The sequence below is a fragment of the Novosphingobium sp. AP12 genome (assembly GCF_000281975.1).
Classification (GTDB): Bacteria; Pseudomonadota; Alphaproteobacteria; order Sphingomonadales; family Sphingomonadaceae; genus Novosphingobium.
This window is the reverse complement of the sequence record NZ_AKKE01000160.1, coordinates 1-25,081: the sequence shown is the minus strand read 5'-3', so window position 1 is coordinate 25,081 and position 25,081 is coordinate 1. Positions and strand designations below refer to the sequence as shown.

Here is a 25,081-nt window from a genome sequence, read left to right as displayed (position 1 = left end):
CAGGTCAAGCCGGGCTGAACCATGCCTCTACCCGGCGCCCGCTCGCAAGGCATAACCCACTACGAGTACCCGCGCCCTCAAGCATGGGCGCCCGTGACGCCGATCCGACGTTTTTCGCGCACGTTTTCCGGCGTAAGGCCCGCGCTCGCCAGCGGGCGTTTTCGTGTGTCCGGTTGCCGAGGAAGGCAGCTTTTCCGCCGAACTCCAAAAGACGAAAACGGCCCGCAAGCGACTCGGCGACGCTTGCGGACCGTTTTCAACCGGCAGAGCCGGATTTCATATCAGGCGCGGAGCGCCCTCAGGGCGCGGATACGGCACCCACGGCATGGTCGGCCACGCCGGCCGGCCCGGCGGGCTGGCCCGTGGGTTCGCCCGCGGGGGCTGCCGGAGCATCCGCGCCGGCGGCCGGGGCCGCGGCGCCTGCAGCCGGGGCGGCGGGCAGCGGCAGGTTGGAGCCCTGCGAGTTCAGGTAGGCGATGATGTTGGCGCGGTCTTCCGGCTTGGAGAGGCCGGCGAAGGTCATCTTGGTGCCAGGCGCGTATGCCTTGGGGCTCTTGAGCCATTCGTTCAGCGCGTCGAAGGTCCAGTTGCCGCCCTTGCTCTTCAGCGCGTCGGAGAACGCGAAGCCGCCGACGCCCTGGCCGACCGCTTCACCCACCACGCCGTGGAGGTTCGGGCCGATGCCGTTGGCGCCGCCCGCGTTGATCGTGTGGCACGAGGTGCACTTGGCGAAGGTCGCCTCGCCCTTGGCGAGGTCGGCGCTGGCGAGCAGGGTCGCGATCGGAACGTCCGCCGCGCCTTCGCCCTTCTCGGCGACGCCTTCGACGGGATAGCCCGCCGTGTGAGGGGCATGATGCTTGTCGGCCTGGAAGTACATCCCGCTGGCAATGGTCAATCCCAGGCCGACGATGCCCGAGAATAGAGTCCAGCCGGCGATAGTATTGAAACGATCGTCCATTCGTGCATGCCCCTGCGGCTAATTATAGCTCATCCTGTTGGCTTGGGGCTCTAATGTCCGCCTTGATCGAGCGCAAGGCCCATTGCGGATATCGCAGCAGCCGCCTAATCGCGCGGCTGTCATGAATGTCTATCCCCAGCCCGCCATCGCCCTCGTCGGCGAAATGGAAGCCGCCGCCCTCGCGCAACCCGATCTGGCCGTCGCCCTGCAGGGCGCGCCGGGCTGCAACGGCCACCGCGCCGCGCTCGAATACGACGGGGACTGTCTGCCGCTGCCGTGCTTTTCGTTCGAGGACGCGCTGGAGGCGGTGAAGGAAGGGCGCGCCGCGCGGGCGATCATTCCGATCGAGAACTCGCAGCACGGCCGCGTGGCGGACATCCACTTCCTCCTGCCGGAGAGCGGGCTGTCGATCGTGGGGGAGCATTTCATGCCGATTCACCACGCCCTGATGGCGCTTCCCGGCGCGAAAGGTCCGTTCAAGGCGGCCTACAGTCACCCGCAGGCGCTCGGCCAGTCGCGCCATTACCTGCGGGAGCGGGGCATCGTGCCGATGGCCTATGCCGACACCGCCGGCGCCGCCGCGCTGGTGCGCGAGGCGGGCGACCCGGCCTCCTGCGCCATCGCGCCCAAGCTGGCCGCCGAGCTCTACGGCCTCGATATCATCGAGCAGAACGTCGAGGACGCCTCCGACAACACCACGCGCTTCGTGGTGCTGGCGCGCGAGCCGCTCGATCCCTTCGACCTCAGGGACCAGCCGGCGATGACCACGTTCATCTTCGAGGTGAAGAACATCGCCGCGGCGCTCTACAAGGCGCTCGGCGGTTTCGCGACCAACGGCGTCAACATGACCAAGCTGGAGAGCTACCAGATCGGCGCCAGCTTCGCCGCCACCACCTTCTACGCCGACATCGAAGGCGCGCCGGGCGACCCCCGCGTCGACACGGCGCTGCAGGAGTTGGCATTCCATTGCAAGTACGTGCGGCCGCTGGGCAGCTATCGCCGGGCGCGGGCTCGGGGCTAGGACGACAGGCGAATAACACGGGCCCGCAAGCGCTTGCGCCGCCCGGACTCGCATGCAATCTTGCCCTCGTGACGATGCGCGTAGGTCAGGGGGCGGGGTCGACCGCGCGAGCGGATGCCGACTGGCGAGCCGTGCGCGATGCCGCCGACATCCAGTACGTCCCGCTGGCCGAGCCCAAGGTGGTACAGCCCGAGGGCCCGCCCGAATGGCTGAAGGCGCTCGGCCGTTTCCTCGAAGCGGTGTTCGAGCCGATCGGGCGGCTGCTCGGCATGTCGTGGCCGGTTTTCCAATGGGTCCTGATCGCGATCGGCGCGTGCCTCGCGCTGTTCCTGCTCTGGCGCCTCGTCGTCGAGCCGCTGCTGGACCGGCGCCGCAATCGGGCGCCCGAGGTCGAGGAAGTCCACTGGACGCCCGACCGCGCCGAGGCCGTCGCCCTGCTCGAGGATGCCGACCGGCTCGCCCGCGAAGGTCGCTACGGCGAGGCCGCGCACCTCCTGCTGCGCCGCAGTGTCCGCCAGATCCGCGATACCCGGCCCGACTGGCTCAGCGCTTCCTCCACCGCGCGTGAAATCGCAGTGCTGCCCCGGCTTCCCGAGGCCGGACGCCGCGCCTTCGCGGTGATCGCCACGCGGGTCGAGCGCGCGGTCTTCGCGCTGCGTGATCTCGACGCCGACGACTGGAATGCCGCGCGCTCCGCCTATGCGCAGTTCGCGCAGATCGAGCTCAGGGCATGAGCGCCGGCACCCACCCGCCGGTCGCGGTCGGCGCCAACCCGTTCTCGCGCTGGGCGGTGCTGGCGATCGTGCTGCTGGGCTCGGCGCTGTTCGTGGCGCTCTTGTGGATGATCGCCAGCGGCACCGGCATGGGCTCGGCCAACGACGGCCAGGCACATGCCGAGGGCAAGGGCTTCAACGGATATGCGGCGTTGGCCGGCTATCTCGAGCGGCGCGGGTACGAGGTCGACAGCGTCCGCAACGCAGGCGCGCTCGACCGGCCGGGCCTGCTCGTGCTGACGCCGCCCGCCTATGCCGACGGCGAGGAGATCCAGAAGATCGTCGCGCGCCGCCGCTACGTCGGTCCGACGCTGATCGTCGCGCCCAAGTGGCAGGCGGCGCAGCCCATGCGCGAGCAGCAGGCGAAGGCGAAGACCGGCTGGGTGCGGCTGAACGGAACCGTGCCGCCGCAGTGGCGCGGCTTCCTCGACGAGCTTTCGGTGCAGATCACCCGCGTTCCCGGGCCGCGGGCTCGGTGGAAGGCGGCAGGGCTTGCCGGCGTGCTGCCCACCGGACGCGCCGTGCTGTCCGGCGCGGGGACCGGCCTTGTGCGCATCGTCGCGACGCCGGACGACAAGCTCACGCTCGCGGGCTACATGGACGACGGCGGCTCCTATCCGGGCCTCGAGGACATGGCGCAGGACCGCGTGCTGCACTCGGGCGAGGACGAGGACCTCTACCCCACGATCATCGTCTTCGAGCCGGACCTTCTCGACAACTACGGCATGGCCCGGGTCCAGAACGCGCGGCTGGCCGAAATGCTCGTGCTCGCCAGCGGCGTCGAGCCGGGTCAGGCGGTGACCTTCGACATGACGCTGCCGGGTTACGGCCGCTCGCAGAACCTGCTGACGCTGGCGTTCACGCCGCCGTTCCTCGCCGCGACGCTGTGCCTGCTGCTGGCGGCGCTGGTGATCGGCTGGCGCGCGTTCCTGCGCTTCGGCCCGCCGCTCGCGCCCGAGCGCGCCATCGCCTTCGGCAAGCGTGCGCTGGTGAGCAATGCCGCCGGCTTCGTGCGCCGCACCCGCCGCTGGCATCTGCTGGGCACGCCCTATGCCGACCGCGCGCGGGAGCGTCTGGTCCAGTCGCTCGCCCTGCCGCGCAACATCGAGGCCGAGCGCACCGACGCCGCGATAGACCGGGCACTCGCGGCGCGCCGGCCCGAGGCCGAACCCTTCTCCGTGATCGCCGGGCGCCTCAGGGCCGCGCGGCGCCCCCACGACCTTCTGAAAGCCGCGCGCGATCTTCACGCGCTCGAAAGGATGCTGATCCGATGACCGACGTTGCTTCCCCCGATCAGGCCCCCATCGATGCCGGGATCGGGCAGGTCGCCGTGCTGGCGCAGGCCATCCGCGCGGAGGTCGCCAAGGGCGTGGTCGGGCAGGCCGAGACGATCGACCACCTGCTGATCGCGCTGATGGCGCGCGGCCACGTGCTGCTCGAAGGGCCTCCGGGCACCGCCAAGACCTTCCTCGCGCAGTGCTTCGCGGGCTCGCTGGGGCTGCACTTCGGGCGCATCCAGTTCACGCCCGACCTGATGCCGGGCGACATTCTCGGCTCGAACCTGTTCAACTTCCAGACCAGCCAGTTCACCCTGACCCACGGTCCGATCTTCTGCGATCTGCTGCTGGCGGACGAGATCAACCGCACCCCGCCCAAGACCCAGGCGGCGCTGCTGGAAGCCATGCAGGAGCGCCGCGTCACGCTCGACGGCACCGCGCACAAGCTGCCCGCGCACTTCACCGTGGTCGCCACGCAGAACCCGATCGAGAGCCAGGGCGTCTACCCGCTGCCCGAGGCCCAGCTCGACCGCTTCCTGTTCAAGCTGCTGGTCGACTATCCCAGCGCCGAGGAGGAACGCCGGATCGTCACCCGCTACGGGGAGAACCGCGGCGCGCCCACTCCCGCCGAAGTGGGCATCGAGGCCGTCGTCAGCCCGGCCCAGCTGGAAGCGGCGACGCGCGCCGTCGGCACGGTCAAGCTGGCGGACAGCGTCACCGACTACGTCGTCCGGCTGGTGCGCGCGACGCGCGAGAGCGCCGACCTTTCTTCGGGCGCGAGCCCGCGTTCCGCCGTGCTGCTCGCCGGTGCTGCCCGCGCCCGCGCCGCGCTCGACGGGCGCGATTACGTGGTGCCCGACGATGTGAAGGCGCTCGCCACCGCCGTCCTGCGCCACCGCCTCCTGCTCAGCCCCGCCGCCGAGATCGAGGGCAAGCAGGTCGAGGCGCTGGTCCGCCAGCTCGTCGAACAGACCGAAGCGCCGCGTTGAGCCCCATCGTCCCCACGGCCCGCGCGGCGGTGCTGCTGGCGCTGGCGGCGCCGGTGGCGCTGGTGATCGGCGCGGCGAGCCCGGGGCTGTGGGTGATCGCTCCGGTGGCGGGCCTCGCGGTTCTGGTGCTGGTGGTGGTCGATGCCTTGCTGGCTGGGCGCGCGGACGATCTGCGCGTTGCCGTGCCCGCCGACATCGAGGTCGGCGAAGGCGAGGCGATGCGCGCCGACGTGCGCTTCCGGGGCGGCAGGCCCTCGCGCGCCGAAATGGCGCTCGAATGCGACCCCCGCCTCGCTCCCGGCGGGCGCATGGTGTTTCCGCTGGTGCCCGGCGAAGAGGGCTGGACGGGCACCGGCGCCTTCACCGCCACGCGGCGCGGCACCGGCCGCGTCACCCGTGCATGGCTGCGCTGGACCGGGCCGCTGGGCCTAGGCGCGCGGCAAATCTTGGGCGATCTCGACAAGGCGGTGCGCGTCTGGCCGAACATCGCCGCGGTCCGCTCGCCCACGCTGCAGACCTTCCTCAAGGACGCGCAGTACGGCCTGCTCGCCCGCCGCATCCGGGGCGAGGGTACGCAGTTCGAATCGCTCGCCGAGTACCAGCCCGGCATGGACCGCCGCCGGATCGACTGGAAAAGCTCGGCCCGCCACGTCCACCTCTACGCCAAGGAATACGAGACCGAGCGCAACAACCAGATCGTCTTCGCCTTCGACTGCGGGCAGGCGATGTGCGAGCCGATCGCGGGCATGCCCGGGCTCGACCGCGCGGTTTCCGCCGCGCTTGCCACCGCTTTCGTCGCGCTGAAGGGCGGCGACCGCGTCTCGCTGTTCGGCTTCGCCTCGCGGCCCGAGGTCTCGACCCCGTTCATTGCCGCCAGCGGTGAGTTCCACCGCCTGCAGCGCGCCGCCGCCGGCCTCGAATACCGCTCGGAGGAGCCCAACTTCACGCTGGCCTTGGCAACGCTGGCGAGCCGGTTGCAGCGCCGCTCGCTGATCGTGGTGTTTTCCGAATTCACCGACCCGACCAGCGCCGAACTGATGATCGAGAGCATCGGCCGCCTCGTCCAGCGCCACGTCGTGCTGTTCGTGACCATGGCCGACGACGAACTGGAGGACCTCTCCGCCGCCGCGCCGGACGACATGGAGACGCTGTCGATGGCGGTCTCGGCCGACATGCTGCTGCGCCAGCGCGAACTCGTCACCCGCCGCCTGCGCCAGATCGGCGTCGACGTGGTGGAGGCCCCCTGGCGCACCATCGGCACGCGGCTGCTCGACGCCTACCTTGCCATCAAGCGTTCGGGAGCGATCGGATGAACGCCGTTACCACCCACGCCATCGAGGTCGCCGCGCTGCGCTCCGACCGCTTCCGCATGGACCGAGAGGCCGACTGGCAGCGGCTAGAGGCCATCGTCACGCGCATGGAGAAGGGCCGCCTGCGCGGCATCTCGGACGACGACCTGCTAGCGCTGCCCGGCCTCTACCGCACCGTCGCCTCCAGCCTGTCGATCGCGCGCGAAACCTCGCTCGACGCCGCGACGCTGAGTTATCTGGAGGCGCTGGTGCAGCGCGCCTGGTTCGTCGTCTACGGCCCGCGTTCCTCGCTCACCGAGTGGCTGCGGACTTTCCTTGGCGGCGGGTGGAGCGCGGCGGTGCGGGCGATCGGGCTCGACATCGTGGTCGCGCTGGCGGTGATGGTCGCGGGCGTCGCGGTGGGCTGGCTGCTCGTCTCGCACGATCCCGAGTGGTACTTCTCGCTGATGTCGCGCGAAATGGCGGGGCCGCGCGTGCCCGGTGCCAGCGCGCAGGCCCTGCGCGGCACGCTGTTCGGCGATGCCAAGCAGGACGGCATGAGCGTGTTTGCCGCGCAATTGTTCAGCAACAACGCGCAGGTCTCGATCCTCGCCTTCGCGCTGGGCTTCGCGTTCGGCATCCCCACGCTGCTGCTGCTGGTCCACAATCTGGCGCTGCTCGGCGCGATGGCGTGGCTCTACAACGGTGCCGGGCTGCTCCCTGACTTCGCCGGCTGGATCAGCGTACACGGCACGACGGAGCTGTTCGCCATCCTCCTCGCAGGCGCGGCGGGCCTCCACATCGGGCGGGCGCTGGCTTTCCCCGGCGACCGCCCGGTCCTCCAGGCGACGGCGGAGGCGGGGCGCCGCTCGGCGGTGGTGATGACCGGCGTCGTGCTGATGCTGGTGGTCGCCGCGCTGCTCGAGGGCTTCGCGCGCCAGCTCGTCGACGACACCTTCGGACGCTTCGCCATCGGCGGCTTCATGCTGGCCGCGTGGTGCGCCTACTTCTTCGCCTTCCGGGGCAACGCGGGACGCCGCCGGTGAACGCCGCCGCGATCCGTCGCGCCCGCACCCGCAAGGAGCGCATCCTCCTCACGCCCGAGGGCATTTCGCTGCCGGTGACCGTTGCCGGGCGCGGAGCGCGGGCAGGTGCGCTGATGCTGGACCTGATCTTCATCGCCCTGCTCATGATCGGCTCGACGCTGGCTCTCGCGCAGATCGCAGGCGGCGCCGGTCAGTTCATGCGCGAGGCCAAGGGCGGCGGCGCGGGGGCGCAGGTGCTGCAGTTCCTGATGATCGTGTGGATCGTCATCATGTTCCTGTTTCGCAACGTCTATTTCCTCTATTTCGAGCTCGGCCCCCGCGGGGCGACACCGGGCAAGCGGCTCACCGGCATCCGCATCGCCGCGCGTGACGGGGGCCGCCTGACCGCCGAAATGGTCATCGCCCGCAACCTCCTGCGCGACATCGAGCTGTTTCTGCCGATCCCGCTCATCATGATGGCCGGTGCCGAGAGCGGAATGGCGTGGCTGGCGGCGACCGGCTGGTTCGCGATCTTCATGCTGTTCCCGCTGTTCAACCGCGACGGGCTGCGGGCGGGCGACGTCATCGCAGGAAGCTGGGTGCTCGAACGCCCGCGCCAGAAGCTGGAGGCGGCGATGACCGTCCAGCAGGCGCCGCCCGGCGAGGAGGCCGCGCCCACGCACAAGTTCCGTTTCGAGGACGCGGAGCTGGCCGTCTACGGTGAGTTCGAACTGCAATCGCTCGAACGCGTCCTGCGCGAGGACCGGGCGGACTCCATCGAAACCGTCTACCACACCATCGCCGCCAAGATCGGCCGCAATGACGGCTGGGGCGACGAGCGGCGCTTCCTCTCGGACTATTACACCCAGTTGCGGGCCCGGCTCGAAGCGGGCATGCGGATGGGACGGCGCAAGGCCGACAAGCATTCCGGGCACTAGGACCATGACCCCTGACCTGCGCATCCAACCCGACGACCTGACCGGTGAGGCCGTGCTGGCCCTGCTCCAGCTGCACCTCGACGAGATGCACCAGTGGTCGCCGCCCGAAAGCGTCCATGCCATGCCGGCGGAGCGCCTGCGCCAACCCGACGTCGCGTTCTTCTCGGCCTGGGACGGCGAAACCCTGGCGGGGTGCGGCGCGATCAAGCACCTCGATGACACTCAAGGCGAACTCAAGTCGATGCGGGTGGCGCCTGCCTATCGCGGCAAGGGCGTGGGCCGGGCGATCCTGCTGCGATTGCTGGAGGAGGCGCGCTCGCGCGGATATACGCGGGTCAGTCTGGAGACCGGCCGGCCGGAGCCGTTCCAGCCTGCGCAGGGGCTGTACCGCGCGCATGGTTTCGCCGAGTGCGCGCCTTTCGGGAACTACGTCTCGGACGATTTCTCGATATGCATGACGCTGGAACTTCGCCGAGATTGACGCAGGGCGGCAGCGCGCCATAAGTGCCGGCATGGACATTCGCATCGCCCTCCCGGCCGACGCCGCCTCGCTCGCGAGCCTCGGCGCGGACAGCTTCGTCGCCAAGTTCGGCCACCTCTACAAGCCCGACGACCTCGCCGACTTCCTCGAAGGCTCGCACAGCGAAGCCAAGGTTTCAAGGGAGGTCGCCGACCCGCGCCTGCGCGTCGCTCTGGCGGAAGACGGCGGTGAGCTGCTCGGCTTCTGCAAGCTGGTGATGGACTGCGGCTGGCCCGACCACGCGCGCGGTGACCGGGTGATCGAACTGAAGCAGCTCTACACGGCGCCGGGCGCGACCGGCCAGGGCATCGGCGCGCGCCTGATGGACTGGGCGTTCGAGGAAGCGGCTGGGTACGGCGCGGACGAAATCCAGCTCTCGGTCTATGCCGACAACCCCGGTGCGCAGAAGTTCTACGCCCGGTATGGCTTCGAGAAGGTCGCCGACATTCACTTCATGGTCGGCGAGCAGCGCGACGAGGAGTTCCTCTTCGCCAGGGTGCTGGCAGGCTGACGGCTAGGCCGCTTCGAACTCGACGTGCAGCCGCGCGATGTTGCGGAAGCTGTAGGTCGGCTCGAAATCATAGCGGCGGGCACCCGGCGGGCCGTGGCGGCCCTCGTCGATGCGGATGTCGCTGGTCCGCCGCAGCAGTTCCTCGATCGCCACGCGCGCTTCCAGCCGGGCGAGCGGCGCGCCCATGCACCCGTGGCTGCCGCGGCTGAAGGCCATGTGGTCACGCAAGGACCCGCGGTCGATGTCGAAGCGGTCGGGCTCGGCGAAGTGGCGGGGATCGTTGCTCGCGCCCGTCAGGCTGACGTTGACCACGGTGCCGGCGGGCGTCTCCACCCCGGCGATAGACGTGGACTTGCGGGCGACGCGGTAGACGGCCTTGACCGGCGGGTCGATCCGCAGCGTCTCCTCGATGAAATCGCCGATACGCGCCGGCTCCGCGCGTAGCCTCGCCTGGATATCGGGACGGTCGCCCAGCACGCGGATGGCCATGGCGATGAGGCGCGAGGTGGTGTCCTGCCCGGCGCCGAACACGAAGCGCGCCAGTTCGGCGAGGCGTTCGTAGGACGGCGCGCTGCCGTCCTTGAACCGCGCGTTGGCGAGGTCGGACAGCAGGTCACCGCGCGGGCTCTCCTGCCGCGAGAGGATGTAGCCGTCGAAGCGTTCCTTGAGGAATACGAGCGGATCCGGCCCGATCTTGTGCGCCGCATCGCCGTCGATCTGGCTGGGCGGCGCGCCGAGCAGTTCGAGCAATTCCGCTCGGTCTTCCATGGAAATGCCCATGATGTCGCTGATCGCGTAGGTCGAGGTGGCGTGGGCGAACTGGGTGACGACCTCGCAGCGTCCGGCTTCCTCGAACTCATCAATGAGCCGGTTGACGAGGGTGCGCAGGTAATCCTCGTTGGCCTTGAGCCGCTTGAAGGTGAGCAGGCTGGTCAGCAGGGCGCGGTGGCGGGTGTGGTCTTCGCCGTCGAAGCAGACGAGGTGGGCGCACCATGGCATCTCGCCCTTGTGGGCATCGAGCTGGGCGCCGATGTCGTCGCCCACGGGCTCGAACGGCAGGCCCGGCAGCGGGCCAAGCACCGAGACGACCGAGGAGAACGTGCCGTCGCGGCTGGTGAGGACCTCGTTCGCCTCGTCGTAGCCCGAGACGATCATCGATCCGTGGTAACCTTCGCGCAGCACCGGGGCGCGGGTCCGCAGGTCGGCGAAGAACTCGCGCGGGCGGTCGATCACTTCGGGGTCGGAGTAGAAATCGGGGTAGTCGGGCCGGTCTGACACACATCTCTCCCAGACGTTTTCGTCAGAGTGTTAGCGAATCGCCAGCCTGTCAACCAGTGTGGCTCAGAACCATTTGAGCCGCCGCAGCAGCAGGATTTCCACGACGAGGATGATCCCGCAGAGCCCGGCGATGATCCAGAACCCGTGGGACCCCTGGTGCGCCAGCGGAATGTCGCCGACGTTGATGCCGAGCAACCCGGTGATGAAGGTCAGCGGCAGGAAGATGCCCGCGACCACGGCGAGCACGTACTGGGTGCGCTGGGTGTTGGCGGCGGCGCGGGCGCGGATGTCGTCCTGCAGGACGAGCGCGGATTCCTTGCTGATGTCGAGGTCGTCGAGATAGCGGCGCAGGCGCGCGATCGATTCGGCGATCTCGCGGCGGTCGTGCTCCTCGAACCAGCCGGGCGCGCCGTTGGCGATGGCGATCAGGGCCTCGTGCTGCGGCGACATGTGGCGCTTGAGGGCAAGGCAGTTGCGGCGAATCTTGGCGATGTCGTCCAGCGTCTCGGCGGGGTCCTTCTCGATCGTGTCGTCGTCGAGTTCGTCGATCATCGCGTTCATGTCGACGATGGCGTGGCTCATGCGGTCGATCAGGTGCTCGGTCAGCGCGGTGACGAGCGAGCCGGCATCCACCGGTCCGTCGCCTGCGTCGAGCTCGTTGCATACGAGACGCGGGGTCTGGAGCGGCGCACGGCGCAGGGTGACGACGCGCGCGCCGTCGCTCCACAGCTGCATCGAGAGCATGTCCTCGGGCGCGGCACCGGCATTGAAGTTGATGCCGCGCAGGGTGGCGACGAGCGAGTGGCCTTCGCGGAAGGCGCGCGGGCGGCTGGCGTCGCTGGTGAGCAGTTCGGCGGTCGGCTCGGGCACGCCAAGGCAATCCTCCAGCCACGCCTCTACGCCCGGATGGGTGCGCAGCAGGTGGATCCACAGGACCTCGTCCTCGCTCCCCGCCTGCCACACCTGCGCGTCGGCCCAGCCGATCTCGCGCGCGCCGCCCTTGCCGTCGAGCACCCGGCCGAACAGGAGCGGGAGTTCGGGGTGGTCCTCGTCGGTCAGCATTTCGTCGATCATCGCACTTCCATGCCTCAATTCCGGGCCGAACGGAATCGGCTTCAATCCGTCACGGCGAGGGCCTATAGGACGGCCATGTCTTCCATCCGTCCCTGGCGCGACATCGAGCGCCGCAAGAGCCGCCAGATCATGGTCGGTACCGTCCCCGTCGGCGGCGACGCCCCGATCACGGTGCAGACCATGACCAACACCCTGACCTCCGACGCCGGCGCGACGATCGACCAGATCAGGCGCTGCGAGGATGCCGGTGCCGACCTCATCCGCGTCTCGTGCCCGGACGTGGAAAGCACCGCCGCCTTCCGCGAGATTGCCCGCGCCGCGCGGGTGCCGCTGATCGCCGACATCCACTTCCACTACAAGCGCGCCCTCGAGGCCGCCGACGCGGGGGCCGCGTGCCTGCGCATCAACCCCGGCAACATCGGCTCGGCCGAGCGCGTCGCAGAAGTGGTGCGCGCCGCCAAGGCCAACGGCTGCGCCATCCGCATCGGCGTCAACGGCGGCAGCCTCGAACGCCACCTCCTCGAGAAGTACGGCGAGCCGTGCCCCGATGCCCTCGTCGAATCGGCGATGGACCACATCAAGCTGCTGCAGGACCACGACTTCCACGAGTTCAAGGTGGCGGTGAAAGCCTCCGACGTGTTCCTCGCCGTCGCCGCGTACCAGGGCCTTGCCGACGCGGTGGACTGCCCGCTGCACCTCGGCATCACCGAGGCGGGCGGGCTGATCGGCGGCACCGTCAAGTCCTCGATCGGCATGGGCATGCTGCTGTGGTCCGGCATCGGCGACACTCTGCGCGTCTCGCTCTCGGCCGAGCCCGAGGAGGAAGTGCGCGTCGGCTTCGAGATGCTGAAGGCGCTCGGCCTGCGCACCCGCGGCGTCCGCGTCGTCTCGTGCCCAAGCTGTGCGCGGCAGGGTTTCGACGTGATCCGCACCGTGGAGGCGCTGGAAGAGCGGCTCCAGCACATCAAGACCCCGCTGTCGCTCTCGGTCCTCGGCTGCGTCGTCAACGGCCCGGGCGAGGCGCGCGAGACCGACATCGGCCTCACTGGCGGCGGCAACGGCAAGCACATGGTATATCTCTCGGGCGTCTCCGACCACACGATCCAGAGCGAAACCATGCTCGACCACATCGTGTCGCTGGTGGAGGCCAAGGCCGCCGAGATCGAAGCGGCCGAAGCAGAAGCAGCCATCGCGGCGGAGTGACCTGGCGCCTCGCAAGGCGACATGAGGTTTACACGGTTTACACGGTCCAGGGGGAAAGAGGCCCATTTCGGCCCCCTACCTGTCGCCTTGCGGCGCCAAAATGTCGCCTTGCGCTGTAAACCTGTCGCCTTGCACGCGCGAAGTGTTGCCTTGCGCCGCAAAAGTGTCGCCTTGTGACGCCGACCCGGTGTCGCCTTGCGAAGCGCGCAGATCGGCCGCGAGGCTGCGGCCCTCGGCCCAGACCTCCGCGAACGACGGCCCCAGCCTTGCCCTGAGCTTGTAGGCGGACTGCCGCCCCATGCCCACCGCTCGCGCGGCCGCCGCGACGCTGCCCGTGCGGGCCAATGCGTGCAGGAAGGCGAGGACCTTGGGCTTGGTCCAGCGGTACTCGGCGTGGGAGCGGCGGGGCGGGCGGGCGCGGTCTGGCTGGGTCATGCGGCGAGCCTAACGTAGCGGCCCATCTGTAGGAAAATGGATTGCCCAAGCGGCGCGGCGGTGCGCCCCGAACGGGAGACACGTGCCGCACAAGAAAAGCCCCGCCGGATCGCTCCGGCGGGGCTTTTCGTTTGCCTGCGAGGCGGGTGGCGGCGGGCTTTATTCCGCGCCGTCGGCCGCTTCGGGGTTCAGGTAGTCACCGGCGTCGGCGTCGGTGCCGTGGGTCTCGCCCTCGACCGCGGCGAGCGGGCTGTCGCCCAGGTCGTCGCGCACGTCGCGGGCCAGTTCGGCCTTGTGCTCTTCCGCCGCCGTGTTGGCGAGGATCATCGATTCCTGCATGCGGCGGGTTGCTGCGCGCAAGGCGACGTCGCGGCTGGTGGCGGCCACGCGGACGCGGTTCATGCCCGCGCCGGTACCGGCGGGGATGAGGCGACCGACGATGACGTTCTCCTTGAGGCCGATCAGCGAGTCCTTCTTGCCCTCGACTGCCGCCTGCGTGAGCACGCGGGTGGTCTCCTGGAAGGAAGCCGCCGAGATGAACGAGCGCGTCTGCAGCGAGGCCTTGGTGATGCCCAGCAGCACCGGCTTGCCCTCGGCCGGCTTCTGGCCGGGCGCGAGCTTGGCGTTGTACTCGGCCATTTCCTCGTAGTCGACCTGCTCGGCCGCCAGCAGCGTGGTGTCGCCGCCGTCGGTGATCTCGACCTTCTGCAGCATCTGGCGAACGATCACCTCGATGTGCTTGTCGTTGATCTTCACGCCCTGCAGTCGGTAGACTTCCTGGATTTCCGCAACCAGGTATTCCGCCAGCGCTTCCACGCCGAGGACTTCCAGGATGTCGTGCGGATCGGGCGAGCCCGAAACCAGGTTGTCGCCCTTCTTGACCCAGTCACCTTCCTGAACGTCCACGACCTTGGACTTCGGGATCAGGTACTCGACGGGTTCACCCTCCTCGGGGATGATCGCGATCTTGCGCTTGGCCTTGTAGTCGCGAACGAATTCGACGCGGCCCGAGACCTTGGCGATGACCGCGTTGTCCTTCGGCTTGCGGGCCTCGAACAGTTCGGCGACGCGCGGCAGACCACCGGTGATGTCGCGGGTCTTGGCGGCTTCGCGGCTGGCACGGGCAACGATGTCGCCCGCTTCGATCCGCTGGCCGTCCTCGACCGACAGGGTGGTGCCCGGTGCGAGCATGTAGCGCGCCGATTCCCCGCTCGCGTCGTCGAGAAGGGTGATGCGCGGACGCAGGTCCTCCTTCTTCTTGGCGCGGCTGGACGAACGGTCTTCCGTCACGACGCGGCTGGTCATGCCGGTCGCATCGTCGACATGCTCGGTCAGCGTGCGGGTGTCGATCAGGTCCTGGTACTTCACGATACCGGAAGTCTCGGTGATGATCGGCAGCGTGAACGGATCCCACTCGGCCAGGCGTTCGCCCTGCTCGACCTTGGAGCCGTTGGTGTGCAGCAGCACGGTACCGTAAGGCACGCGGTGGATCGCGCGCTCACGGCCCTCGCTGTCGAACAGCACGATCTCGCCGTTGCGGGCCAGCGACAGGAGACGGTTGCGCTTGTCGACGATCGTCGGGATGTCGCGGTATTCGACATGGCCCGCGCTGATCGCTTCGAGGTGCGAGGTCTCGTTGAGCTGCGCCGCACCGCCGATGTGGAAGGTACGCATGGTCAGCTGGGTGCCCGGCTCACCGATCGACTGCGCGGCGATGACGCCGACAGCTTCACCGATGTTCACCGGCGTACCGCGGGCGAGGTCACGCCCGTAGCACGTACCGCAGACGCCCTGCGTGGCTTCGCAGATCAGCGGCGAGCGGATGCGCGCGGCCTGCAGGCCGGTGGCCTCGATCGCGGCGACCGCCGGTTCGTCGAGGAGCTGGCCCTTCGACGCGATGACGTTGCCTTCCTTGTCGACGATGTCCTCGGCCAGGGTACGGCCCAGGATACGCTCGGCGAGCGAGGCGATGGTCGAACCGCCCTGAACGATCGAACGCATTTCCAGTGCGCGCTCGGTGCCGCAGTCGTCGATGACGACCACGCAGTCCTGCGAAACGTCGACCAGACGGCGGGTCAGGTAACCCGAGTTCGCCGTCTTGAGCGCCGTATCCGCCAGGCCCTTACGGGCACCGTGGGTCGAGTTGAAGTACTCAAGGACGGTCAGGCCTTCCTTGAAGTTCGAGATGATCGGGGTCTCGATGATCTCGCCCGACGGCTTGGCCATGAGGCCGCGCATACCGGCGAGCTGCTTCATCTGCGCCGGCGAACCACGCGCACCGGAGTGGCTCATCATGTAGATCGAGTTGATCTGGGCCATGCGGCCCGTCTCGGGATCGATCGGCTGGGCCTTGATCTCGTCCATCATGGCGTTCGCCACCTGGTCGCCGCAACGGCTCCAAGCGTCGATCACCTTGTTGTACTTCTCCTGCTGCGTGATCAGGCCGTCCTGGTACTGCTGCTCGTAGTCGGCGACCAGTTCCTTGGTCTCGGCGACGAGGGCGACCTTGCTGTCCGGGATGATCATGTCGTCCTTGCCGAACGAGATGCCGGCCTTGAACGCGTGGCGGAAGCCCAGCGACATGATGGCGTCCGCGAACAGCACCGTGTCCTTCTGGCCGGTGTGACGATAGACCTGGTCGATGACGTCACCGATTTCCTTCTTGGTGAGAAGGCGGTTGACGACGTCGAAGGGCACCTTGTGCGAACGCGGCAGGCACTCGGCGAGCAGCATGCGGCCCGGCGTGGTGCTGAAGCGCGCCATGTACTGCTGGCCGTCCTCGTCGGTCTGCGGCACGCGCGCCTCGATCTTCGAGTGGAGCGTGACGGCACCGACGTGAAGCGCCTGGTGCACTTCGGCCATGTCCGAGAACTTCATGCCCTCGCCCGGCTCGCCGTCGCGGTCGAGCGACAGGTAGTACAGGCCCAAGACCATGTCCTGCGAAGGCACGATGATCGGCTTGCCGTTGGCGGGCGAGAGGATGTTGTTGGTCGACATCATCAGCACGCGCGCTTCGAGCTGGGCTTCCAGCGAAAGCGGCACGTGGACGGCCATCTGGTCACCGTCGAAGTCGGCGTTGAAGGCCGAGCAGACGAGCGGGTGCAGCTGGATCGCCTTGCCCTCGATCAGCACGGGCTCGAAAGCCTGGATGCCGAGGCGGTGAAGCGTCGGTGCGCGGTTCAGCATGACCGGGTGCTCGCGAATGACTTCGTCGAGGATGTCCCAGACTTCCTTGCGCTCCTTCTCGACCCACTTCTTGGCCTGCTTCAGGGTCATGGACAGACCCTTGGCATCGAGGCGGGCGTAGATGAACGGCTTGAACAGCTCGAGCGCCATCTTCTTGGGCAGGCCGCACTGGTGCAGCTTGAGTTCCGGTCCGGTCACGATGACCGAACGGCCCGAGTAGTCGACGCGCTTGCCGAGCAGGTTCTGGCGGAAGCGGCCCTGCTTGCCCTTGAGCATGTCGGACAGCGACTTCAGCGGACGCTTGTTGGCGCCGGTGATGACGCGGCCGCGGCGGCCGTTGTCGAACAGGGCGTCTACCGCTTCCTGCAGCATGCGCTTTTCGTTGCGCACGATGATGTCAGGCGCGCGAAGCTCGATCAGGCGCTTCAGGCGGTTGTTGCGGTTGATGACGCGGCGATAGAGGTCGTTGAGGTCCGAGGTCGCGAAGCGGCCGCCGTCCAGCGGCACCAGCGGGCGCAGCTCGGGCGGGATGACCGGCACGACGTCGAGGATCATCCACTCGGGGCGGTTGCCCGAATCGATGAACGATTCCACGACCTTGAGGCGCTTGATGATCTTCTTGGGCTTGAGTTCCGACTTGGTCGTCTCAAGTTCCTGGAGAAGGTCCGCGCGCTCCTGCTCGAGGTCGAGGTTCATCAGCATGTGCTTGACGGCCTCGGCGCCGATGCCGGCGGTGAAGGCGTCTTCGCCGTACTCGTCCTGGGCGTCCAGCATCTCGTCTTCAGTGAGAAGCTGGTACTTCTCGAGCGGGGTAAGGCCCGGCTCGGTGACGATGTAGCTTTCGAAGTACAGCACGCGCTCGAGCAGCTTGAGCTGCATGTCGAGGAGCAGGCCGATGCGCGAAGGCAGCGACTTCAGGAACCAGATGTGCGCGACCGGGGCGGCCAGCTCGATGTGGCCCATGCGCTCGCGGCGCACCTTGGTCACGGTGACTTCGACGCCGCACTTCTCGCAGACGACGCCCTTGTACTTCATGCGCTTGTACTTGCCGCAGAGGCACTCGTAGTCCTTCACGGGACCGAAGATACGCGCGCAGAACAGGCCGTCGCGCTCGGGCTTGAACGTGCGGTAGTTGATGGTTTCCGGCTTCTTGATCTCGCCGAAGGACCAGGAGCGGATGCGCTCGGGGCTCGCCAGACCGATCTGGATCTGGTCGAACGTCTCGGGCTTCGCCATCTGGTTCGTGAACTTGGTAAGGTCGTTCATAGTTTTCGCTCCATTTCCCCCTCCCGCTCGCGGGAGGGGTTAGGGGAGGGCCTGTTTCTATTCGGTGGAAGGTCCGGCCATCACAGGCCCTCCCCCGACCCCTCCCGCAAGCGGGAGGGGAGAATTATGTGCCCGGCCCGTGCCGGGCTGGCAGGCTTTACTCCGCCGCGATCGCCACGCCGTCCTCGTCGGTGTCGACCGACGAGAGTTCGACGTTGAGGCCCAGCGAGCGCATTTCCTTGACGAGCACGTTGAAGCTCTCGGGAATGCCGGCCTCGAAGGTGTCGTCGCCCTTGACGATCGCTTCGTAGACCTTGGTGCGCCCGACCACGTCGTCCGACTTCACCGTCAGCATTTCCTGCAGGGTATACGCCGCGCCGTAGGCCTGGAGTGCCCAGACCTCCATCTCGCCGAAGCGCTGGCCGCCGAACTGCGCCTTGCCGCCCAGCGGCTGCTGGGTGACGAGGCTGTACGGGCCGATGGAACGGGCGTGGATCTTGTCGTCCACAAGGTGGTGCAGCTTGAGCATGTAGATGATGCCCACGGTCACCTTGCGGTCGAACTTGTCGCCCGTGCGGCCGTCATAGAGGTCCGACTGGCCCGACTTGTGCAGGCCGGCGAGCTCCAGCATGTCGGCGACGTCCGCTTCCACCGCGCCGTCGAACACCGGGGTGCCCATCGGAACGCCCTTGGTGACGTTGTTGGCCAGTTCCAGCAGCGACTCGGTGTCACGGCTGGCGATGTCCTCGGCGTAGTGCTCGCCGTAGATCGTCATGAGGCGCTGGCGAACCGCTTCCGGCGGCGCGGCGGCTTCCGGGTTCGGGTTGGCATGGCGCCAGTCTTCCAGGGCCTGCTTGACCTGCTGGCCCAGGCCGCGCGCGGCCCAGCCCAGGTGGGTCTCGAAGATCTGGCCGACGTTCATGCGCGAAGGCACGCCCAGCGGGTTCAGCACGAGGTCGACCGGCGTACCGTCGTCGAGGAACGGCATGTCCTCGACGGGCAGGATGCGCGAAATGACGCCCTTGTTGCCGTGACGGCCTGCCATCTTGTCGCCCGGCTGCAGCTTGCGCTTCACCGCCACGAAGACCTTGACCATCTTGAGCACGCCCGGAGCCAGCTCGTCGCCGCGCTCGAGCTTTTCCTTGCGGTCCTCGAACTTCTCCTGGATCGCCTTCACGGTGGCGTCGTACTGGGTTTTGACGGCTTCCAGCTGCGACTGCATGTGATCGTCCGCGACGGCGAACTTCCACCACTCGTGACGCTCGACTTCGGCCAGCAGCTCCTCGTCGATCTCGCCGCCCTTCTTGACGCCCTTGGGTGCCGAAGCGGCGGTCTGGCCGAGCAGCATGTCCTTGAGGCGGTTGTAGGTGGCGCGGTTGAGGATCGCACGCTCGTCCTCGCGGTCCTTGGCGAGGCGGTCGATTTCCTCGTTCTGGATCGCGCGGGTACGGTCGTCCACCTCGATGCCGTGGCGGTTGAACACGCGCACGTCGACGATGGTGCCTGAGACGCCCGGCGGCAGACGCAGCGAGGTGTCACGCACGTCGCTGGCCTTTTCGCCGAAGATCGCGCGCAGCAGCTTCTCTTCCGGGGTCATCGGCGATTCGCCCTTCGGCGTGATCTTGCCGACGAGGATGTCACCGGGGTGAACCTCGGCGCCGATGTAGACGATGCCCGCTTCGTCGAGGTTGCGCAGGGCTTCCTCGCCGACGTTCGGGATGTCGCGGGTGATGTCCTCCGGACCCAGCTTGGTGTCGCGGGCCATGACTTCGAACTCGTCGATGTGGATCGACGTGAACACGTCGTCCTTCACGATCCGCTCGGAGATCAGGATGGAGTCCTCGTAGTTGTAGCCGTTCCACGGCATGAACGCGACGAGGCTGTTGCGGCCCAGCGCCAGCTCGCCCAGCTCGGTCGAGGGACCGTCGGCGAGGATGTCGCCCTTCTGGACGATGTCGCCGACCTTCACCAGCGGACGCTGGTTGATGCAGGTCGACTGGTTCGAACGCTCGAACTTCTGCAGGCGGTAGATGTCGACGCCGGACTTGCCGGCCTCGATATCGCCCGAGGCGCGGATGACGATACGCGTCGCGTCGACCTGGTCGACCACGCCGGCACGCCCGGCCGAGATCGCGGCGCCCGAATCGCGGGCCACTGTCTCTTCCATGCCGGTGCCCACGAAGGGAGCGTCGGCCTGGACCAGCGGCACCGCCTGGCGCTGCATGTTCGAGCCCATCAGCGCGCGGTTGGCGTCATCGTTTTCCAGGAACGGAATGAGCGATGCGGCGACCGAGACGAGCTGCTTGGGCGAAACGTCCATCAGCGTGACCTGGTCGCGCGGGCTCATCACGAACTCGCCGTTCTGGCGGGCCGAGACGAGTTCTTCCGCGAAGCTGCCGTCCTCGTTGGTGGCGGCCGAAGCCTGCGCGACGGTGTGCTTCTGCTCTTCCATGGCCGAGAGGTACACGACCTCGCCGGTCACCTTGCCGTCGATCACCTTGCGGTACGGCGTTTCGATGAAGCCGTACTTGTTGACGCGGGCGAAGGTCGAGAGCGAGTTGATCAGACCGATGTTCGGGCCTTCCGGCGTCTCGATCGGGCAGATGCGGCCGTAGTGGGTCGGGTGGACGTCGCGGACTTCGAAGCCGGCGCGCTCACGGGTCAGACCACCCGGGCCCAAGGCCGAAACACGGCGCTTGTGGGTGACTTCCGAGAGCGGGTTGGTCTGGTCCATGAACTGCGAGAGCTGCGAGGAACCGAAGAACTCGCGCACCGCGGCCACGGCGGGCTTGGCGTTGATGAGGTCGTTCGGCATGACCGTCGACACGTCGACCGACGACATGCGCTCCTTCACGGCGCGCTCCATGCGGAGCAGGCCGACGCGGTACTGGTTCTCGAGCAGTTCGCCCACCGAACGCACGCGGCGGTTGCCGAGGTTGTCGATGTCGTCGATCTCGCCCTTGCCGTCCTTGAGGCCGACAAGCTCCTTCACGACGGCGAGGATGTCCTCGACGCGCAGGGTGGTGACGGTGTCCTCGGCGTCGAGGCCGAGGCGCATGTTCAGCTTGACGCGGCCCACGGCCGAGAGGTCGTAGCGGTCGGCGTCGAAGAACAGGCCGTCGAAGAGGGCTTCGGCGGTTTCCTTGGTCGGCGGCTCGCCCGGACGCATGACCTTGTAGATGGCCTCGAGGCCCATCTCGCGGTTCTCGGCCTTGTCGGCCTTCATGGTGTTGCGGATCCAGGGACCGGTGTTGACCTCGTCGATGTCGAGCAGGTCGATCTGGTCGATGCCGGCGTGGTCGAGCGCTTCGAGGTTCTCGGGCGAGACTTCGTCGCCGGCCTCGATGTAGATGCGGCCCGTGCTCTCGTCGATGAGGTCGACGGCGGAATAGCGGCCGAAGATTTCCTCGGTCGGGATCAGCAGCTCGGTGAGGCCGTCCTTCTGCGCCTTGTTGGCGGCGCGCGGGGAGATCTTGGTGCCGTTCGCGAACACGACTTCGCCCGAATTGGCGTCGACGATGTCGAAGGCCGGCTTGGCGCCGCGCCATGCTTCCGGCACGTAGGGAAGGCGCCAGCCGCCTTCGCCGCGCTTCCAGGTCACGGTCTGGTAGAAGTAGTCGAGGATCGCTTCGCTATCGAGGCCCAGGCCGTAGAGCAGCGCGGTGACCGGCAGCTTGCGCTTGCGGTCGATACGCACGTTCACGATGTCCTTGGCGTCGAACTCGAAGTCGAGCCACGAACCGCGGTAGGGAATGACGCGCGCGGCGAACAGGAACTTGCCCGAAGCGTGGGTCTTGCCGCGGTCGTGGTCGAACAGGACGCCCGGCGAGCGGTGCATCTGCGAGACGATAACGCGCTCGGTGCCGTTGATGAAGAAGGTGCCGTTCTCCGTCATCAGGGGCATGTCGCCCATGTAGACGTCCTGCTCCTTGATATCGAGGACCGAGCGGGTCTCGGTCTCGGCGTCCACTTCGAACACGATGAGGCGCAGCGTGACCTTCATCGGCGCGGCGTAGGTGATGCCGCGCTGGCGGCACTCGGTCACGTCGTACTTGGGGTCTTCCAGCTCGTAGTGGACGAAGTCCAGTTCGCTGGTGCCCGCGAAGTCGCGGATCGGGAACACCGAACGCAGCGTCTTTTCCAGGCCCGAGACGTAGCCGGTCGCCGGATCGGAGCGCAGGAACTGCTCGTAGCTCTCGCGCTGGACTTCGATCAGGTTGGGCATCTGGACGACTTCGTGGATGTCGCCGAAGATCTTGCGGATGCGCTTCTTGGGCGAACGCGCCCCAGTGGTCGCAGCGGGTTCGATGGGCTTGGTGGCCATGAGCTGGTCTTGCCTCTTCGCTTCTTGAAGGACCGATTCGCGAGTGGAACCGGGCCGGAAAATGTCGTCGTCGCGAGACGGTGTGCCTGCCGCAAGGCAGGTCATCCGAAACGCGAAAAGGCCGCGCGGCCCGCGGATTCCCTGAGCGGGATGATCCTGCGGCCGGCAGCCTGTCACGTCGGATGAGACCCGGATCGCTTCCTTCCCGGACGTGTCCCCGCGCATGGACATGTCTTGCTCGAAGCGACCGAGCGAGGCCGCCATATAGGATCGCCGGTGCGGTGTGTCAAACCCCCGTCCTCATGACATAACCTGCCGCCCATGAGCGCGCCCGATCCGATCCCCGAGCCCATTACCCTCGACCGCGCGGTGGGCGACGACACCGGCCTCGTCATACCCGCCCATGCCGACGCGCTGGCAGAAGGCGGCGCGGCCTGGCTGACCGAGGCGTTCCGGCGCTTCGGCAGCATTGCAGCCGACAATGCGGCGGCGCGGATCGTGCGCTTCGAACGCTGCCCCGGCGGCAGTACAGGTGCCAAGTACCTGCTCGACGTCGAATGGGCGAGGGCGGACCCGGGGCTCACCAGCGCCCTGTTCGTCAAGTTCTCGCGCGATTTCGCCGACCGGCGGCGCGACCATCCCGGGCGATACGAGATGGCGGCGGAGGCTCCGTTCATGGTCCTCGCGCGCCAGCCCGGCTTTCCCGTCGCGGTGGCGGAGCCCTATTTCGCCGACTACGAGATGGCCAGCGGCACCGGCCTCGTCATCACTGCGCGCGTGCCGTTCGGCGAAGGGGCGATCGAGCCGCACCGGCCCAAGACGCTGGACTTCGAGACCCTCGGTGACCCGCTGCCCTATTACCGCGCCACGGTGACGGCGCTGGCCCGGCTGGCGGGGGCGCACAAGGCCGGGCGCCTTTCGCCCGATATCGAGCGCCGCTTCCCGTTCGACCCGGTGGCGGGAAGCGCCGACCCGATCCGCTACGACCGCGCCGGGCTGGACGCCGAGCTCGAACACACGCGCGCCTTCGTGACGCGCTGCCCGCAACATTTTCCCGCGCGCGTACGCGAGGAGGCGTTCCTGAGCCGAATGGCGCGGGAGGCTCGGGCGATCCGGGAGAACGAGGCGGCCCTTCGCGCCTTCCTGATCGGCGACCCGGCGATGATCGCGCTCAATCACTGGAACGCGCATATAGACAATGCCTTCTTCTGGCGCGACGGCGCTAAGCTGCATTGCGGGCTGATCGACTGGGGCCGGGTCGGGCAGATCACCTTGGGCTCGGCGCTGTGGGGCGCGCTCTCGGCGGCGCACCATGACGTGTGGGACATGCACCTGGACGAACTGCTCGGGCTGTTCGTGGAGGAATACCGGCTGGCGGGCGGTCCGGCGATCACCGCGGGGGCGCTGGAGCAGCATCTCCTCGTCCACATCGGCGCCATGGGGGTGGCGCGGGTTCTGGCTTTCCCCGAGATCGTCGCGTTCCGCTTCCCCGGGATCGCCGAGGCCAGCGGCCCACGCGATCCGGCGCTGCTGGAAATCGAGCCCGCGCGCAACTGCCTCCACGTCCTGACCGTGTTCCTGAAGCTGTGGGAGGCGCGCGACATCGGCGGGCAGGTCGCGCGGATCGTCCGGGACGGACCAGCCGGGTGAACGCTAAATGAACGGGTAGAAGGCGCGTTCATCTGGCGTAAATCGACGGAATACCGCGAGATGACACTGTAAGGGCCACAAGTATCGGTTCGTCGCAACTGATGGCTCGACTGATCCTGTATTTGGCCCGATCTCGGCTCCAACGGTGCGTTTGGCGCATTGTCACTTGCATGAAACACGCTGTCACCCACTCGCCCAGCGCACTGACCGCGATTGCCGCCGTCCTCGCGCTCTCCGCCATCCCGGCCGCTTCGGCGGTCAGCGCGCAGGAAGCTGCCCCCGTCGCAGCGCCCTCGCTGTCGCTGCCGCAGGACGTGACCACCGGCTCGCCCGCGCAGGCTGCTCTCGGCACGCCGACGACCCCCACGGTGACCCTGCCGCCCGAGGCCACCGCGCCAACTGACACGCCCAACAGCGCAACGACTGCCGGCACTTCGCCGCAGCCCGCCCCGCAGTCCGCCGCGCCGACGACGCAGCAGACCGTCGTGCTGCCCGACGTGACGCCGCCGGCAACACCCGCCGAAACGGCCGCCGAACGGGCGCCTGCCCCGGCCCGGACCGCGATGCGCACGCCCCGCGCTGCGCCTGCCCCGGTCGCGGAAACGGCTCCGATCCCGCCAAGCGTGCCGACCGCGCAGTCCAACGGCACCGCCGCTGACGGCGCTCTGGCCGAAGGAGCGGTTCCGCCCGCTGCCCCAGCTCCGGCCCGTGCGGATGCGGCCCCGCCGCCTGCCGCCGCCGCTCCCGCAGAGCAGGGGACCGACTTGCCGATCGCAGGCATTGCGGGCCTGCTGGCCGCGCTCGGCATCGCCGGTCTTGGCATCGCCGCGATGCGCCGCCGCCGCGAGCCGCGCCATGAATACGACGAGGGCGAGTACGAACCCGAGGTAGTCGCAGAAGAGCCGGCCCCTGTCGTGGACGTCGCCCCGGCAGTGATCGGCGGCACCTTCGTAGAGGAGCCCGTCCGTCCGGCCATGCCCGCCGCCTATGCGCCGAGCCATGTGGCCGCCGGCTCCGCCACGGCCGTCATGGCTGCATCGCCGCTGCCGGAAACGGCCGACGAGCGCCGCGACCTGCTCGACCGCATGGTCGATGCGGAGCCGGACGAGGACAACCCTTTCACCTCGCGCAGGTCGCGCATGCGCCGCGCCCGCGTCCAGCTCCAGCACCGCGAGCACGAGGAAGAACTCAAGGCGCGCAGCCGGTCGTTCGATTTCCGCAGCTACAGGCCGTCGAGCCAGACCACGGGCGGTCAAACCACCCCTGCCAAGCCCGCCCTGATCGACGCCTGACCCGCCGGCGTCACGCCCGGCACCGCGGGGCGGCTCCCACCGGAGCCGCCCCCTTTTTGTGTGCCGGGCACG

General features: G+C 68.2%; 18 protein-coding genes. 12 read left to right on the top strand and 6 right to left on the bottom strand.

The window, feature by feature from the left end; translation table 11 throughout:
• Positions 1 to 298: 298 nt before the first annotated feature.
• Positions 299 to 958, bottom strand: coding sequence for a cytochrome c family protein (locus tag PMI02_RS23150; protein ID WP_007687584.1), 660 nt, complete (start codon positions 956 to 958; stop codon positions 299 to 301).
• Positions 959 to 1,079: 121 nt separating this feature from the next.
• Here PMI02_RS23150 and PMI02_RS23145 point away from each other — a divergent pair, with 121 nt between their 5' ends.
• From PMI02_RS23145 to PMI02_RS23105, 9 genes are all read left to right on the top strand, one after another.
• The gene (locus tag PMI02_RS23145) at positions 1,080 to 1,979 is read left to right on the top strand and encodes a prephenate dehydratase (RefSeq protein WP_007687582.1); all 900 of its coding nucleotides are present in this window, start codon (positions 1,080 to 1,082) and stop codon (positions 1,977 to 1,979) included.
• 74 nt (positions 1,980 to 2,053) lie between these two features.
• Positions 2,054 to 2,713, top strand: coding sequence for a hypothetical protein (locus PMI02_RS23140; protein WP_007687580.1), 660 nt, complete (start codon positions 2,054 to 2,056; stop codon positions 2,711 to 2,713).
• Positions 2,710 to 4,026 (top strand): DUF4350 domain-containing protein, encoded by a 1,317-nt coding sequence (locus PMI02_RS23135; RefSeq protein WP_007687578.1) that lies wholly within the window; start codon positions 2,710 to 2,712, stop codon positions 4,024 to 4,026. Before PMI02_RS23140 ends, PMI02_RS23135 begins: the two co-directional genes overlap by 4 nt.
• Positions 4,023 to 5,018, top strand: a complete 996-nt coding sequence (locus tag PMI02_RS23130; RefSeq protein ID WP_007687576.1) for a MoxR family ATPase — start codon at positions 4,023 to 4,025, stop codon at positions 5,016 to 5,018. The genes PMI02_RS23135 and PMI02_RS23130 overlap by 4 nt, the downstream gene beginning before the upstream one ends.
• The gene (locus PMI02_RS23125) at positions 5,015 to 6,331 is read left to right on the top strand and encodes a DUF58 domain-containing protein (protein ID WP_007687574.1); all 1,317 of its coding nucleotides are present in this window, start codon (positions 5,015 to 5,017) and stop codon (positions 6,329 to 6,331) included. Before PMI02_RS23130 ends, PMI02_RS23125 begins: the two co-directional genes overlap by 4 nt.
• Positions 6,328 to 7,353, top strand: a complete 1,026-nt coding sequence (locus tag PMI02_RS23120) for a stage II sporulation protein M (RefSeq protein WP_007687572.1) — start codon at positions 6,328 to 6,330, stop codon at positions 7,351 to 7,353. The genes PMI02_RS23125 and PMI02_RS23120 overlap by 4 nt, the downstream gene beginning before the upstream one ends.
• A complete protein-coding gene (locus PMI02_RS23115) occupies positions 7,350 to 8,270 on the top strand; it encodes an RDD family protein (RefSeq protein WP_007687570.1) in 921 nt (306 codons plus the stop codon). Before PMI02_RS23120 ends, PMI02_RS23115 begins: the two co-directional genes overlap by 4 nt.
• A 4-nt stretch (positions 8,271 to 8,274) precedes the next feature.
• Positions 8,275 to 8,751 (top strand): GNAT family N-acetyltransferase, encoded by a 477-nt coding sequence (locus PMI02_RS23110; protein ID WP_007687567.1) that lies wholly within the window; start codon positions 8,275 to 8,277, stop codon positions 8,749 to 8,751.
• A gap of 31 nt (positions 8,752 to 8,782) precedes the next feature.
• Entirely contained in the window at positions 8,783 to 9,301 is a 519-nt protein-coding gene (locus tag PMI02_RS23105; protein WP_007687566.1) for a GNAT family N-acetyltransferase, read from the top strand.
• Between the two features lie 3 nt (positions 9,302 to 9,304).
• On the opposite strand, the gene PMI02_RS23100 is transcribed toward PMI02_RS23105, so the two are convergent.
• Together PMI02_RS23100 and PMI02_RS23095 are read right to left on the bottom strand one after the other, a co-directional pair.
• Positions 9,305 to 10,579, bottom strand: a complete 1,275-nt coding sequence (locus tag PMI02_RS23100; RefSeq protein WP_007687565.1) for a cytochrome P450 — start codon at positions 10,577 to 10,579, stop codon at positions 9,305 to 9,307.
• 63 nt (positions 10,580 to 10,642) lie between these two features.
• The gene (locus tag PMI02_RS23095) at positions 10,643 to 11,653 is read right to left on the bottom strand and encodes a zinc transporter ZntB (RefSeq protein ID WP_007687564.1); all 1,011 of its coding nucleotides are present in this window, start codon (positions 11,651 to 11,653) and stop codon (positions 10,643 to 10,645) included.
• Positions 11,654 to 11,728: 75 nt separating this feature from the next.
• Between PMI02_RS23095 and ispG the strand changes: the two genes are divergently transcribed.
• Positions 11,729 to 12,856 (top strand): flavodoxin-dependent (E)-4-hydroxy-3-methylbut-2-enyl-diphosphate synthase, encoded by a 1,128-nt coding sequence (gene ispG, locus PMI02_RS23090; RefSeq protein WP_007687562.1) that lies wholly within the window; start codon positions 11,729 to 11,731, stop codon positions 12,854 to 12,856.
• 75 nt (positions 12,857 to 12,931) lie between these two features.
• Here the strand turns inward: ispG and PMI02_RS23085 are convergent, their stop codons facing one another.
• From PMI02_RS23085 to rpoB, 3 genes are all read right to left on the bottom strand, one after another.
• Positions 12,932 to 13,291, bottom strand: coding sequence for a hypothetical protein (locus PMI02_RS23085; RefSeq protein ID WP_007687560.1), 360 nt, complete (start codon positions 13,289 to 13,291; stop codon positions 12,932 to 12,934).
• Positions 13,292 to 13,450: 159 nt separating this feature from the next.
• On the bottom strand, positions 13,451 to 17,743 hold the full coding sequence (gene rpoC / locus PMI02_RS23080) for a DNA-directed RNA polymerase subunit beta' (RefSeq protein ID WP_007687558.1): 4,293 nt from the start codon (positions 17,741 to 17,743) through the stop codon (positions 13,451 to 13,453).
• A 157-nt stretch (positions 17,744 to 17,900) separates the two neighbouring features.
• Positions 17,901 to 22,067 carry a DNA-directed RNA polymerase subunit beta gene (rpoB, locus tag PMI02_RS23075; RefSeq protein ID WP_007687556.1) on the bottom strand — a complete coding sequence of 1,389 codons (4,167 nt, stop codon included), beginning with the start codon at positions 22,065 to 22,067 and terminating at the stop codon, positions 17,901 to 17,903.
• A 321-nt stretch (positions 22,068 to 22,388) separates the two neighbouring features.
• Between rpoB and PMI02_RS23070 the strand changes: the two genes are divergently transcribed.
• Positions 22,389 to 23,717: a hypothetical protein gene (locus PMI02_RS23070; RefSeq protein WP_007687554.1), complete on the top strand. Its 1,329-nt coding sequence runs from the start codon at positions 22,389 to 22,391 to the stop codon at positions 23,715 to 23,717.
• 170 nt (positions 23,718 to 23,887) lie between these two features.
• The gene (locus PMI02_RS23065; RefSeq protein ID WP_007687551.1) at positions 23,888 to 25,009 is read left to right on the top strand and encodes a hypothetical protein; all 1,122 of its coding nucleotides are present in this window, start codon (positions 23,888 to 23,890) and stop codon (positions 25,007 to 25,009) included.
• Positions 25,010 to 25,081: the final 72 nt, after the last annotated feature.